Annotated in this window: 19 protein-coding genes, 2 pseudogenes and 1 riboswitch; of the genes and pseudogenes, 19 read left to right on the top strand and 2 right to left on the bottom strand. The window is 40.3% G+C overall.

All coding sequences use genetic code 11. From position 1 onward, the window contains the following. Positions 1-24 precede the first annotated feature (24 nt). The 10 genes and pseudogenes from AC6I5B_RS11305 to AC6I5B_RS11260 form a co-directional block, all read left to right on the top strand. A pseudogene (locus tag AC6I5B_RS11305) lies at positions 25-159 on the top strand (GNAT family N-acetyltransferase); the annotation flags it as partial. A 137-nt stretch (positions 160-296) separates the two neighbouring features. After that, entirely contained in the window at positions 297-416 is a 120-nt protein-coding gene (locus tag AC6I5B_RS11300; protein WP_173691417.1) for a VaFE repeat-containing surface-anchored protein, read from the top strand. A 143-nt stretch (positions 417-559) separates the two neighbouring features. Beyond that, on the top strand, positions 560-739 hold the full coding sequence (locus AC6I5B_RS11295) for a hypothetical protein (protein WP_004611319.1): 180 nt from the start codon (positions 560-562) through the stop codon (positions 737-739). A 106-nt stretch (positions 740-845) separates the two neighbouring features. Next, entirely contained in the window at positions 846-1,064 is a 219-nt protein-coding gene (locus AC6I5B_RS11290; RefSeq protein ID WP_004611318.1) for a hypothetical protein, read from the top strand. Between the two features lie 94 nt (positions 1,065-1,158). Continuing rightward, a riboswitch (TPP riboswitch) is annotated at positions 1,159-1,269 on the top strand. Positions 1,270-1,407: 138 nt separating this feature from the next. Then, positions 1,408-1,704: a thiamine-binding protein gene (locus tag AC6I5B_RS11285; RefSeq protein ID WP_044986600.1), complete on the top strand. Its 297-nt coding sequence runs from the start codon at positions 1,408-1,410 to the stop codon at positions 1,702-1,704. Then, complete coding sequence (locus tag AC6I5B_RS11280; RefSeq protein WP_022249899.1) at positions 1,673-2,431, top strand: ABC transporter permease; 759 nt, start codon at positions 1,673-1,675, stop codon at positions 2,429-2,431. The genes AC6I5B_RS11285 and AC6I5B_RS11280 overlap by 32 nt, the downstream gene beginning before the upstream one ends. 14 nt (positions 2,432-2,445) lie before the next feature. Continuing rightward, positions 2,446-3,447: an ABC transporter substrate-binding protein gene (locus tag AC6I5B_RS11275; RefSeq protein WP_071143851.1), complete on the top strand. Its 1,002-nt coding sequence runs from the start codon at positions 2,446-2,448 to the stop codon at positions 3,445-3,447. 10 nt (positions 3,448-3,457) lie between these two features. Further along, on the top strand, positions 3,458-4,201 hold the full coding sequence (locus AC6I5B_RS11270; RefSeq protein WP_004611313.1) for an ABC transporter ATP-binding protein: 744 nt from the start codon (positions 3,458-3,460) through the stop codon (positions 4,199-4,201). Between the two features lie 62 nt (positions 4,202-4,263). Next, positions 4,264-4,875 carry a sugar O-acetyltransferase gene (locus tag AC6I5B_RS11265; RefSeq protein WP_004611312.1) on the top strand — a complete coding sequence of 204 codons (612 nt, stop codon included), beginning with the start codon at positions 4,264-4,266 and terminating at the stop codon, positions 4,873-4,875. 29 nt (positions 4,876-4,904) lie between these two features. Further along, positions 4,905-5,714 carry an aldo/keto reductase gene (locus tag AC6I5B_RS11260; RefSeq protein ID WP_022249902.1) on the top strand — a complete coding sequence of 270 codons (810 nt, stop codon included), beginning with the start codon at positions 4,905-4,907 and terminating at the stop codon, positions 5,712-5,714. Here AC6I5B_RS11260 and AC6I5B_RS11255 read toward each other — a convergent pair. Then, the gene (locus AC6I5B_RS11255) at positions 5,711-7,093 is read right to left on the bottom strand and encodes an MATE family efflux transporter (RefSeq protein WP_004611310.1); all 1,383 of its coding nucleotides are present in this window, start codon (positions 7,091-7,093) and stop codon (positions 5,711-5,713) included. The genes AC6I5B_RS11260 and AC6I5B_RS11255 overlap by 4 nt on opposite strands. A gap of 121 nt (positions 7,094-7,214) precedes the next feature. Between AC6I5B_RS11255 and AC6I5B_RS11250 the strand changes: the two are divergent. Together AC6I5B_RS11250 and AC6I5B_RS11245 are read left to right on the top strand one after the other, a co-directional pair. Next, positions 7,215-7,418: pseudogene (locus tag AC6I5B_RS11250) on the top strand (YbaK/EbsC family protein); the annotation flags it as partial. 40 nt (positions 7,419-7,458) lie between these two features. Next, entirely contained in the window at positions 7,459-7,851 is a 393-nt protein-coding gene (locus AC6I5B_RS11245) for a hypothetical protein (protein WP_071143852.1), read from the top strand. 32 nt (positions 7,852-7,883) lie between these two features. Here the strand turns inward: AC6I5B_RS11245 and AC6I5B_RS11240 are convergent, their stop codons facing one another. Continuing rightward, positions 7,884-8,924: an FAD:protein FMN transferase gene (locus tag AC6I5B_RS11240; RefSeq protein ID WP_044986597.1), complete on the bottom strand. Its 1,041-nt coding sequence runs from the start codon at positions 8,922-8,924 to the stop codon at positions 7,884-7,886. 59 nt (positions 8,925-8,983) lie between these two features. On the opposite strand from AC6I5B_RS11240, the gene AC6I5B_RS11235 reads away from it, so the two are divergent. From AC6I5B_RS11235 to AC6I5B_RS11205, 7 genes are all read left to right on the top strand, one after another. Then, positions 8,984-9,415: a putative signal transducing protein gene (locus tag AC6I5B_RS11235; protein ID WP_004611306.1), complete on the top strand. Its 432-nt coding sequence runs from the start codon at positions 8,984-8,986 to the stop codon at positions 9,413-9,415. Between the two features lie 158 nt (positions 9,416-9,573). Continuing rightward, on the top strand, positions 9,574-10,434 hold the full coding sequence (locus tag AC6I5B_RS11230; protein WP_022249906.1) for an ABC transporter ATP-binding protein: 861 nt from the start codon (positions 9,574-9,576) through the stop codon (positions 10,432-10,434). Then, positions 10,427-11,197 (top strand): hypothetical protein, encoded by a 771-nt coding sequence (locus AC6I5B_RS11225; protein ID WP_497773346.1) that lies wholly within the window; start codon positions 10,427-10,429, stop codon positions 11,195-11,197. The genes AC6I5B_RS11230 and AC6I5B_RS11225 overlap by 8 nt, the downstream gene beginning before the upstream one ends. A 20-nt stretch (positions 11,198-11,217) precedes the next feature. Next, positions 11,218-11,595, top strand: coding sequence for a GntR family transcriptional regulator (locus AC6I5B_RS11220; RefSeq protein ID WP_044986595.1), 378 nt, complete (start codon positions 11,218-11,220; stop codon positions 11,593-11,595). Between the two features lies 1 nt (position 11,596). Further along, complete coding sequence (locus AC6I5B_RS11215) at positions 11,597-12,325, top strand: ABC transporter ATP-binding protein (protein WP_497773345.1); 729 nt, start codon at positions 11,597-11,599, stop codon at positions 12,323-12,325. Between the two features lies 1 nt (position 12,326). Beyond that, positions 12,327-12,842, top strand: coding sequence for a hypothetical protein (locus tag AC6I5B_RS11210; protein ID WP_004611301.1), 516 nt, complete (start codon positions 12,327-12,329; stop codon positions 12,840-12,842). Positions 12,843-13,016: 174 nt separating this feature from the next. After that, entirely contained in the window at positions 13,017-13,481 is a 465-nt protein-coding gene (locus tag AC6I5B_RS11205; protein WP_147344824.1) for a hypothetical protein, read from the top strand. Positions 13,482-13,598 lie beyond the last annotated feature (117 nt).

The raw sequence follows: 13,598 nt of genomic DNA, 5'->3' as shown, positions 1-13,598 counted from the left end.
AGCGTAGCAATATTTTGCGCTTACGAAAGATTGGCTGGATATTCAAAAATATCCCTATCTGTTCAGAAAAGTAATTATGCAGTGAAGATGTACGAGAAAGTGGGATTTACTGTTGTTGATGAAAATAGTGAAGAATATATTATGATTGTAAATCTATAACAGAAAACCACAGTTTGTAGCAGACAGTTTTTTGATAGGACTGTCTGCTTTTTCTTTTTTAATCATAATTGATAGTAGTGGTATAGAATGGTTCATATCCGTTGTGAAAAGACCATTTAGAGTGGAAAGGAAAAGAGATTGCAGTACATGCAGATCTTTCTTATGAGGGGCAGACCATTTATTTCCCGGAAATCGATACAACCGCAAAAGATACAGAGACGAATAGTCATGTATCGAAAGCAGATGAGGAAGTATAAAGAATATGCCACTGTCCGTAGAAAATGCAAGGGAAATGATAGAAGAAATGAGAATGGATTTACTGACATACCTGAAGAACTATGAACCGTAGGAGCTTGTGCCTTTCTCAGGGAATACCTACACAACGAGAAGTCATGACGGTTTGAAGATTTCCAACGGGAAATGGATGTGGTGGAGTCAGAGTATCCGTGGCAGATCAGTGCTGGATTATCTGATTAAGGTCAGCGGTTATTCTTTTATCGAGGCGATAGAAATCATTGCAGGACAGGTGGCAATTCAGCCGCCTGTTTCCTCCTTCACTCGGCTATCTAACACCAGTTGAATATCGGATGAATAACCTTAAAAAAGTTGTTTAGTTTACTGTTGAAAATCCAGGATTCGTTATTAAAAATGGAATTAGTGTAAATTAATCTAGTAGGAGGAAGTTTATGGTAGAGGAATTAAAAAGTATGGTCGGATTGGAAGAAACAATCTTATACGAAGGGAAGCCAGATAAAAAATGTTTTATTTTTGAAAGTATATTTAATCCATTGATGCCATTTGCGATCGTTTGGGCAATATTTGATATGAGTTTTCTCCGTATGAGCATGGGAGGGATGTCTTTTGTCATCATACCATTTTTGTTGCTGCATATGATGCCGGTATGATTTACCTTGCAAGACAAAATACCGTGGATAGGAATAGAGAGTTATTTTAGTTGAGTTTTCAACTTGACTTCCAAAAAAACTTAGAGTAAACTAGAAAAGAAATCAGGGGTGCCGGGAGAACCTGGCTGAGAGTAAACTACGAGAATGTTTAGACCCTTAACCTGATCTGGGTAATGCCAGCGTAGGGAGAATATTGAAACACAAAGTAGAGTCTATAATGAGATAGATGAGTTTGTATACAATATAAGGCTTCCTTTCAGAAAGAAAGGAAGCTTTTTCTTCTGGAAAAGCAGTTCTTTTAAGAACCCAGATATCAAATATGAAAAGAAAGAAGGAGACAAAGATGAACGCAAGTGTAGCAATTCAAACTTTACCGGAGGCAAAAAACGATGAGGAATTAATCCGTATTGTGGATGAGGTGATCGCCTATATTAAGAGCACCGGACTAAATTATTATGTAGGACCGTTTGAGACAGCAATCGAGGGAGATTATGATGAACTGATGGATATTGTGAAAGAATGTCAGCACATCGCAATCCGCGCGGGAGCACCGTCTGTGGCTGCTTACATCAAAGTGATATACAAACCTGAAGGAGATGTGCTTACCATTGAAAAGAAAGTTACAAAACATCACGAGTAAGGCATACTCTGTGGCAGCGATTGTAGTTTTGCTGTTCGTATGGCAAATACTGTCAAGTGCCGGAATTGTGCCGTCCTTTTTGCTGCCGTCGCCACTGGAGGTCGTACAGGCATTTGTGAAAGACTTTCCACTTTTGATGGAACACGCGAAAGTAACCTTAACGGAAGGTTTTTTAGGTCTGACTTTGGGAGTGGTAATCGGGTTTGTTGCTGCAGTTTTAATGGATCATTTTCAAGGATTTTACAAAGCGTTTTATCCGATTATGGTGATCACACAAACGATACCGACGATTGCGATCGCTCCGCTTCTTGTACTGTGGATGGGATACGAGATGGCGCCGAAAGTAACTTTGATTGTGATTGTGACTTTTTTCCCGATCGCAATCGGATTGTTGGAAGGATTTCAGTCGGCTGACAAAGACACGGTTAATTTATTGAAAGCGATGGGAGCGAATCGGCTTCAGATTTTTTTACATGTAAAATTTCCAAGTTCTCTCGGAAGATTTTTTGCAAGTCTTCGGATTTCGGTGTCCTACTGTGTGGTAGGGGCTGTAATCTCAGAGTGGCTTGGAGGATATAATGGTCTCGGTGTGTACATGACACGGGTGCGAAAATCTTATGCATTTGACAAGATGTTTGCGGTTATTTTTCTGATTTCTGCAATCAGTCTGCTTTTGATGTGGCTTGTGTCAATACTTCAGAAGAAATGTATGCCTTGGGAGAAATGAAAAGGAGAATAAAAATGAAAAAGAAAATAGTAGCGTTGGCGCTTGCTGTGGCAACAGTATGTTCCGTGACAGCTTGCGGCGAAAAGAAGGAAAAACAAGAAGGAAAAGAGCTTGAGAAAATTACATTTGTGCTGGACTGGACGCCAAATACGAATCATACTGGATTATATGTGGCAGAAGAAAAAGGATATTTTGAGGATGCAGGGGTGGATGTAGAGATTGTACAGCCACCGGAAGACGGTGCAAGTGCTTTGGTTGCATCCGGAAAAGCACAGTTTGGAATTGATTTTCAGGATTCTATTGCACCTGCTTTTGCAAGTGATGATCCGTTGCCTGTGACAGCAGTTGCCACTTTGATTCAGCACAATACATCAGGTATCATTTCCAGAAAAGGGGAGGGCATGGACCGGCCTAAGGGAATGGAAGGCAAAACATATGCGACTTGGGACATGGAAGTGGAGAAAGCAATGATTAAAAACGTGGTGGAATCTGATGGCGGGGACTACGGCAAAATTAACATGATTCCGAGTAATGTGACGGACGAGGTGACTGCATTGAAATCCAAACAGGTAGATGCAATCTGGGTGTATTATGCATGGGGAGGAATTGCGACAGAAGTAAAAAATCTTCCGACAGACTATTTCGCTTTCAAAGATATCAATCCGGTATTTGACTATTATACACCGGTAATTGTTGCAAATAATGACTTTTTGGAAGAGAAACCGGACACTGCAAAAGCATTTTTGAGTGCAGTGAAGAAGGGGTATGAAGATGCAATCGCAGACCCGAAAGAGGCGGCGGATATTTTATGCGAGGCAGCTCCGGAACTTGATAAAGAGTTAGTGCTCGCGAGTCAGGAATGGCTGGCAGATCAGTATAAAGCTGAAGTAGAGCAGTGGGGTTATATCGATCCGGCGAGATGGGATGCATTTTATAAATGGCTCGGAGATAATGAGTTGATTGAGCAGGAGATTCCGGCGGGATTTGGATTCTCTAACGATTATTTGGAAAAGTAGGATGAGCAGCATGATTCGATTGGAAACCAAACAAGTGTCAAAATCGTTTGATGGAAAGAAAGTGATTGAGGATATTTCCATCTCCTTACAGAAAAATGAGATCGTGAGTCTTCTCGGCGTCAGCGGTGCTGGAAAGACGACGCTTTTTAATGTGATTTCAGGGTTGATGGAGCCGGATTCCGGGGAAGTTCTTTTAAATGGGAAAGAGATTACCGGCCAGGCGGGACATATCAGCTATATGCTGCAGAAAGATTTGCTTCTTCCATATAAAACGATTGAGGAAAATGTGGCGCTTCCGCTCATGATAAAGGGAGAGAAGAAAAAAGATGCCCTTGCAAAGGTGCGTCCGCAATTTGGACCATTTGGACTTGCGGGAACAGAAAAGAAATATCCAAGTCAGCTGTCCGGCGGAATGCGCCAACGCGCCGCACTGCTTCGGACTTATCTGTTTTCAGAAGGGGTGGCATTGTTAGATGAGCCGTTCAGTGCGCTGGATACGATTACGAAAAGTGCGATGCACAAATGGTATTTGGATATTATGAATCAGATTGAATTGTCTACTATTTTTATTACGCACGATATTGACGAGGCGATTTTGCTGTCTGACCGTATTTTTTTGATGACAGGAAAACCGGGAAGGATTACAAAAGAGATTGTAATTCGGGAGAAAAAACCACGCGGCGGAGAGTTTAATCTGACGGAGGCATTTTTAAATTATAAAAGGGAGATCATTACCCAGTTAGGTGTGGAATAGGCAGATGTGATATGCTAGAATGAAAATAGAAACAATGCTATAACACATAGGAGGCACGCGTTATGAGTATGAAAGAGAAGATGCATACAGGAGAGCTTTATCTGCCAAATGGTGAAGAGATTATGAATGAGCAGTTACAAAGACTGGAGAGGTTATATGATTTTAATGCGACACGTCCTTTAGAGCAGGAGAAGAGAACGGCGTTGCTAAAAGAGATGTTTGCGGAAATCGGTGAGGGCTGTTATATTGAACCGCCATTTCACTCTAACTTTGGTGGCGGACATGTACATTTTGGGAAAAATATTTATGCCAATTTCAATTTGACATTGGTCGATGACACTCATATTTATGTGGGTGATTATACAATGTTTGGTCCGAATGTCACAGTGGCTACGGCAGGGCATCCGATTCTGCCAGAGCTGCGCAGTCAGGGGTACCAATATAATGCGCCTGTTCATATAGGAAAGAATTGCTGGATTGGAGCAGGGGCGATTATCGTGCCGGGAATTACGATTGGAGATAATGTTGTGATTGGTGCAGGAAGCGTGGTGACAAAAGACATTCCGTCCAATGTAGTGGCAGTCGGGGTGCCATGTGAGATACTTCGCAAAGTGAATGAACATGACAGAGAATATTATTTTAAAGACCGAAAGATTGTATGGTCAGAGGATTAAATGAATGGCAAAACAGGAGGATGTTTCATATGGAATTAGTAAATCATATAGAAATCCCTGAGATTGGGCTTGGTGTTTATAAGATGGAAGCGGGAGCTGAGATGAACGAAGCAATTGGAAATGCATATCAATATGGCTACAGATTGTTTGACACAGCTCAGATGTATAAGAATGAGGAGGCATTGGGAGATGCGTTGAAAGAAAATCATATCCAAAGAGAGACTGTTTTTCTGAACAGTAAAGTGGATAATTGTAATCAGGGATATGAAAAGACCATCTCAAGTTTTCATGATTCTTTAAAAAGATTGCAAACAGATTACCTGGATTCTTTTTTGATACATTGGCCGGGATTGAATAAAGAGAGGACTTTGAGTACATGGAAGGCTTTGGAGGAACTATATAAGGCTGGGCTGATCCGGGCAATCGGTGTCTCAAATTTTGAGATCAGTCAGCTGGAGATTTTGTTAGAGAACTGTGAAATTCCTCCGATGATAAATCAAATCGAGCACACTCCTTTTTTGCATGATGAACAGTTGAATTCTTTTTGTAAAAAGAATAAAATTCAAATTATGGCATGGGGACCATTGCTTCGTGGAAAAATGGAGGATGATGGAATTAAAGAAATAGCTAGCCGCTATGCAAAAAGTCCGGCTCAATTATTGCTTCGATGGAATATTCAACAGGGAATTATTCCAATTCCAAAAACGAAAAACAGTTCAAGGCTGATAGAAAATATTTCAGTATTTGATTTTCAAATTGAGCCGGAAGATATGGCAAAATTAAATGCAATGAATGAAAATATCAGAACAAGCTATAATCCGTTGGAATATGATTTTTAATTGTGGATATGTTCATTTTCAAGTTGCATTCGTTTCAGTTCAGGCAGTATGAGATAGAGCATTACGATAAAACACAAGCTTCCGCCGATAATGTTTGAGACTGGTTCGGCGAGGAAAACTCCATCAGAGCCTATATGAAGCGCATATGGAAGCAGGTAAGTCAGTGGTATCACGATCAACACTTTTCGAAGAAGTGAGAAGAAAATTGCCTGCTTCTTTTTGTTGAGTGATTTGAAAACGGTCTGTCCGATATACTGTAGGTCCATAAAGATGAATGCAGCGAAATATGTTTTTAGGGCAGGAATGGTATGGCTTGCCAATGATCGATCAGAGCTGAAGATGCTGATGAGAAATCTTGGAGCGAACAGGATAACACTCCAGGCAATCCCGGTATACAAAAGAACCAAAAATGCCATTTCAATGCCACATTTTTTAACTTTTTCCGGTCGTTTGGCTCCGTAATTATAACTTAAAATAGGGGAGGAACCTTCCGTAATTGCATAGATGGGGGTCTCCACTATTTGGCGAATGCTGGATATAATTGTCATGACGGATATATATACATCACCTCCGAGGTGCGCCAAAACGCTGTTGCAGCAGATTGTCACAAGGCTATTTGTGAGCTGCATAATAAATCCCGCGCTTCCAAGGCTCATAATGTCCTTGATATCAGCAATGCAGGAGTGCATTTTGCGGAGCGAAAAAAGCCGGACTTTGATCTCGGCGCGGTGTTTTAGAAAATAAAGCACAAATGCGGCAGATGCAACCTGAGAGATGACGGTTGCAATTGCGGCTCCCGGAACACCGAAGTGAAATACAAAGATAAAAATTGGGTCTAAAATAATGTTTGCAACAGCTCCGATTGTAACGGAATACATACCGGCAGCAGCATATCCCTGAGCGTTGATAAATGGATTCATCCCTGTAGTGATCATGGATGGAAGTGTTCCAATCAGATAGATCATCAGATATGGATAGGCATATTTTAGCGCATCTTTGGAGGCACCGAATAATACGAGAAGAGGATTTGCAAGGAGCATGCCGACAAGCATCAGGATCAAAGAACAGCCGCAGAGCAGCGTGAAAGAAATTCCCATGATTTGTCTGGCGTGTTCGACATCTTTTTTTCCTCGGCAGATTGAGAAAATCGGTGCGCCACCGGTGCCAAGCAGATTGGCAAAGGCGGTGATTATTACAATAATCGGAAAGCATAGACCGACAGCCCCAAGGGCGGTAGTCCCAATATCTGGAATACGAGCGATATAGATGCGGTCGACAATGTTGTATAACAGTGCTAATAATTGAGCAATCAGCATCGGGAAAGCCGCATTTAAAAGATTACTTGTTGTGTTTCCATTTTCAAAATCAATTCGTTTCATCTGTACGTTTCCCCCTTGTGTTTTTCAGTGATATATAATATATAAATTTATTATAATATACCCTAAAATATATGGTATAATTTTCTAAACCGAAAGTCAATCATTCAGAAAAGGGAAACGACACTTTCTCGTAACCTGTGATGAGAAGAAGACCGTGGATTTAAAGACGTTGGGAAGACAGTTGGGCGCAGGAAATTTAAGCTTTGCTTCGGAAGACCGTTTAGAAAAATATCTAGGGTTAAAACAGGGAAGTATATCACCGTTTGGATTGATGAATGACACAGAACATGCAGTGGAATTTGGATGTGGATGCTATGAAGATTAAGTTATAGAACAGTGTGAATATAGCAAGTGAGGAGAATGGTATGAAGAAAAACATAAATATGAGAAAGATGAAATGGTTTGTGATAGGGGTTGTTATGCTATGTCTGCTTTCGGGAGTTTTATGGGTGTCTCTGTTACAAAGGACATTGCAAGAATATCAGGTTGAAGGGGCAGGAGTGATGGATGTTCTGGCAGTGAATGCACATATGAAAGATGCAGTCGTACTGGAAAGCGAGGAGGATTTTCAATCGGTTTTAGGGCGCTCTGAATGGAATCCAAAAGAGGCTTTGGAAGAGAGAGGATATAAATATTGCTCTAATGATGGAAATGGTTATTTGTTTGAAAATCAAAATGGAGAGACTGTGATGGTGATTGCAACAGATGTATGGTGTAAATTTTTTCGAGTTTACACTATAGATGAAAAGGTGTTTTAGAAAAAAGGCCGGAAGCTTAGGTGCTTCCGGCTTTAGTTTACATCTATGACAGTCAGTTCGTCATTAAAATGGTCACTGTAATGCAGTTGATAATCGTCCGTAATAAAGACAGCCTGTACATCCGGCAGGCTGTTGATCAGTTCCATGCCTTTTTCTAATCCAAGTGCAAAGCAAGTTGTGCTCAGACCGTCACCGTCTACGGATTTGTCTGAAATAATCGTGACAGAGATTAAAGAATTATCGTAAGGATATCCGGTCTTTGGATTTAAAATATGATGATAAAAATTTCCATCTTTTTCAAAATAGCGTTCATAGATACCAGAAGAAACGACGGATTTGTCGTTTATCTCTAAAGCTGCAATTGTCTCGCTGCGTTCGGCAAATGGTTTTTGAATGCCGATGTGAAATGGTGATCCATCAGGTTTTTCGCCGATGCAGAGTGTGTTACCGCCAAGGTCAATGATGGCGCTTTCAACCCCTTTAGAGATCAAAAACTCTTTTATCTGATCTGCGATATATCCTTTGGCAATTGCTCCGAAATCAAGTCCCGTGCCATCTTTTGCAAATCGGATCTGGTCTCCTTCCAGTGTAACATTTTCATAATTTACCAAAGGAAGCGCATTTTTTAAAGCGGCATCATCCGGAACGATTTTCTCATCTGAAACAAAATCCCACATAGAAGAGATCGGCTCGATGGTAATATCGAATCCGCCACCTGAAAGACGGGAATAATAAAGTCCTTTTGAGACTAAATCTGCAAAATCTGAGGATACCGTAAATGCCCCGTCATTTTGTGGCAAAGTCTTGTGATTCAGATTGTAAAGCTCGCTGCTTTCTTTAGTACGGCTGAAGATATTCTCGTATTTATCGCAGATTGCAAGTGCATCGTCCAACAGTGTCTCATCTTTTGAATCATAGATTTTTAAGGTGACGACAGTGTTGAGTTTAAATGCAGTTTTAGAAATTGGCTCCGTGCTGTCGGCTTGATCTGGATGAATGAGCACGAAGATAAGAATCAGGAAAAAAATGCAGGCAACACAAAAGGTCAGAATTCTTTTTTTAGTCTGTTCCATAAATATAATAGTCCTCCTTGTCAGTGAGTTTATTATAAGCGTTTCAAAAAGAACTTGCAATGAAAAGTTCTTTTGAAATTTATGTTGAAAAAGGCTATGTGTTTGGATATACTGAAAAGAAAAAGGGGGCAGTGATTATGAGAGCAATGCATCCGGTAAAAGTGTTTTCAACAGACAATGCGATTAGTGCTGAGATGGCAGCAGGTCTGTTGCAGAAAGAGGAAATCCCGTGCTATATAAAGGATTTGGAGACGGGAGATTATCTGAGTATCTATATGGGATATTCTGTATTTGGAAAAGAGATTTATGTAGATGAAGAGGACTATGAACGGGCAAAAAGACTGCTGGATTCTGTCACCCCTGACAAATCCAATGTTGAGGAGGACTTAAAGGTAAAAAAAGCCAGGACGCCGAGAATCGCAGCGTGGTTTGCCTTGGTTATCATAGTGGTGCCGATTATTATTGCCTTGATTAACAGTGTGTGGAATTAAGTTTATGCAGGAGTGAAAGCTCCTGCATTTTTATGTGGTTTCGCAGCTATTTTATGTAGATATCTGCGAATATAGGTTGACAACTGTGTATTCTGTGCATATACTGTACATATATATATAAACAGTATATGCACAGGTATAAAAAAGGAGGAGTGGAGATGGAAGCATTACTACATGTGAATCATTTGGAAAAGAATCTGGATGAATTTGTGTTAAAAGATGTGAATCTGACGTTGCAGCCGGGATATATTATGGGATTGATTGGTGTGAATGGGACAGGAAAGACAACACTGATACAGACGATTTTAAATTTGTATAAGAAAGACGCGGGAGATGTTTATGTTAACGGCTATTCAATGGAGGAACAAGAGCGGGAAGCGAAGGATCAGATTGGATTTGTGCTTGATAAAAATGTGTTTGAGGAATCATTGAGTGTGTGGAAGAATGCAAAGCTTTTTGGAAAATTATATTCTAGATTTGATGAAGAAGTTTTTCGAGAATGCTGCGAACGATTTCAGGTGCCGCTGAATCAGAAGGTTGGAAAGCTGTCGACAGGATATCAGGTGCGGTTTCAGCTTGCATTTGCACTTTCTCATGATGCGAAACTTTTTATTCTGGATGAGCCTGCATCAGGATTGGACCCATTATTTCGAAAAGAATTGATGAGATATCTGCAGGAAATTGTGGAAGATGGAACGAGAAGCGTACTTATGTCCACGCATATCACAGAAGATTTGGATCGCATCGGAGATTATATATTGCTGATGAAAGATGGACGGATTGTATGGGACTTACAAATAGAAGAAGTGCGGGAGCGTTATCTGATCGTCTATGGTACAAAAGAAGAGATAGAACAGTTTCGGCAAGGAAAAGTGATCTACAGGTCTTTTGGAGAATACAAAAATTATGCATTTATCAAAAAAGATATGAATATCGATTATGGCGGATATAGGACAAAGCAGCCTTCACTGGAAGAAGTGATGTACTGCCTGGAGAAGGGAGGATACGAAGATGTATAGAGTGATGATGATGGTGATGCTGAAAGATATGTGGAGATATATGAAGAAAGAGAAATTTGCTCTGCTTTGGTATATGCTAATAGTAGCCATTGCTTTTCAAAATATGGTGGTGCTTTTAGATATGGATGTAAGACAAATGATTAGTGCAGGTATACAGATGGAAGGTTTGAAAAAATGGATTTTATTCGGTGCAGTTTTTTTCCTTGCATGTATTGGCGGGTTGATGCGTGGCATTCCACTTCGTATTTGTAAAGCAATGTATCTATGCCCGGCAGGAGAAAAAGAGAAGGAACGATATTTATTCGGAATGCTTGTTGTGAAAGTTGCCATCGGAATGATTTTTATTGGAGTATCCTTGAAATGGTTATTGGGAGTCGCATTTTGGGGCGGAGATATCATATTGACGGTTATAGTGTATGGACTTTGTTTTTTTACGTTGCTAAATGTGAGTCTGACTTTTCGAATGGGTGATACCGGGGAGCGAAGAGTCGATGAAAATGGATATGTGATTCAGACAAAGACAGAGCTTGTCGTAAAAGTATACTGGACGTGTATACTTGTGGTACAGTGGGTCATTCTCTTTGCGGATACGGTTAGCTCAATGACTCCTCTGGTGAGAGGAATCATTTGGGGAGTTTGTTTTTTGATAAATCTGTTTTTTGTCGTGGCGTATGTGGGAGCCTTTTTGAAGGAGATCCTTTTATATGAAAATGTTTATTGTCAGAGACCAAAAAGAGACGATGTGCAGTATGATATTTGTTAATAACGAGAGGAGGAACAGACTTGGAAATTATCATACGGGAAAATGACAGTTTGCCAATTTATGAACAGATTGTGCGGGAAGTAAAAAAGGCGATTATTAAAAAAGAGATTATGCCGGGAGATATGATGCCTTCCATCCGAGCGCTTGCCAGAGAACTGGAGATTAGTGTTATCACAACAAAACGCGCATATGAGGAGCTTGAAAAAGAGCAGTTGATCTATTCGGTGGCGGGAAAAGGATTTTATGTAAAAGCGAGAAACAGAGAATTGCTGAAAGAAGATCAGATCCGCCAGATAGAAGAAAAGATGATGGATGCGGTGGAACAGGCAAAGGAGATGGGAGTGTCTCTTCGGGAGCTGAAAAAAATGTTGGAAATGTTTTATGTGGGAGGGCGATAGTATGTCTGGAGTATTACAATGTGAGCATGTGGCGCGGTCGTATCAGGGATTTGCATTAAAACCAATGTCATTTGAGATTGAAAAAGGATATCTGACAGGACTTGTGGGTGTAAATGGAGCGGGGAAATCTACGCTTTTGAATATTCTGGCAGGTATTGATGACAGGTATCAGGGAGAGGTCATCATTGCCGGAAAAAATCTGCGGACCGAATATGAGGAAGCAAAGCAGAAGGTGGCGCTGGTATCCGAGAAGCTTTCATATTTTATGGATAAGACACCTTTGGAAAATGGAGAATTGCTTGGGGTTTATTTTGAACGATGGAGTATGGAGGAGCTGTATCTTTGGCTGGATCGGCTGGAAATACCGAAAGGACAGCCGATTTATCAGTTTTCTAAAGGAATGTATATGAAATATCAACTCGCCTTTGCAATGTCTTATCAGCCGGAGTTTTTGCTGCTGGATGAGCCGACGGCAGGATTCGACCCGGTGTTTCGAAAGGATTTCACCGGAATCATACAGGATATCAGAGATCGGGAAATCGGTGTGCTGATGTCCACTCATATTATCAGTGATATTGATCAGATTGCAGACTATGTAATGCTTATTGATGATGGAGAGTTAAAGTTCTCCAAGACAAGAGAAGCGCTTGGAAATCATTCGATTCAGGAACTGATTGAACAATGTGGACATAAGAAAACGACAGTTCGGGATCTTTTGAGGAGGGAATGAGATGAGAGAAATGTATCGAAGAGAGAAGCGGAGAATACGGTTTGAAAGATGGAGTTGGCTTTCAGTTAGTTGGGGGCTGTATGCTATGACATTACTGGGGCAGGCACCGTCGCCGTACTCACCGGATTATAAGGAAATTCAGAATATGATATTAGATTTTGAGGCAGGAGCATTGATTTTTCTGGGGATCTTTCTGCTCTTATCTGTAAACGATACTCTCTTTTTTATACGAGAGCAGGGCAAGAAAGTTTATTTGTTAGAAAAATATGTAATTGTACCGATACATAAGAAGAAATTATATGAAGTGTGGGTGAGAATATTTTTGGAAACTATTCTTTATTATATAATCGGTGCAAGTTGCATTTACGCAATCATGACAATCGCAAATAACTGTATATTTTCTCCTGCGGTTCTTTGTTTCGGCGCTCTAAAGGTGCTTGGCGTTCTGATTATTCTGATGCTTTTCTTTATTGTGTTTTTGGATTTGTATCAGGAACACCAGCTTCGAAAAAAATAGAGGGACGGAATCTTTCGGAATTCTTAAGATTTTCATGGCGGGAAACTTAAACTTTCTAAGCTACAATACAATTAAATCAAATGAAGTAACGAAAGGATGAGTATTATGATCATGCAAAAGAAAGGATTTTTATTATTTTTATGTTCCCTGATTCCAGGAGCGGGAGAGTTATATATGGGATTCAAGAAACGCGGTGTCAGTATGATGGCAATCTTTTGGGGAATTGTCGCACTGGCATGTGTATCGGGATTAGAATGGTTTGCACTGGCGCTTCCGGTTGTCTGGGCATATAGTTTTTTCCAGGTACACAATTTGAAATCTTTGCCGGAAGAAGTGTTCTATCTGCAAAAAGATGAATATGCATTTCACTTTGGCTATGTCTTGGAACACAAACGAGAGATGCTGAAAAAGTATCGGGTAGTGATTGCAGCAGTATGCATTTTACTTGGAGGTTCGGTGTTGTTCCATACTTTTGGAGATATTTTATATTATTTACTTCCGATGCATTTGGCGGATTCATTTGCTATGGTAAGTGGAATGATAAAAAATGCAGTTGTGGCGGTTGTCTTTTTAGGCGGTGGTATTTACCTTGCCGTAAACAAAGAGAAATGGCAGGATTTTTTTGAAAAAGAAAATTAAGAAAAATTACGGGCGATAGGAAACTTTCGTCCGTATTTTTATGCACTTCAAAGGTGGAAAAAGGTGAGATTTTGGGATATACTGTAACAAAATGTAAGTGGAAGGGAAAGTAGAGCA

Source organism: Faecalimonas nexilis, from assembly GCF_059731825.1.
This window is presented reverse-complemented; position numbering and strand designations above follow the sequence as displayed.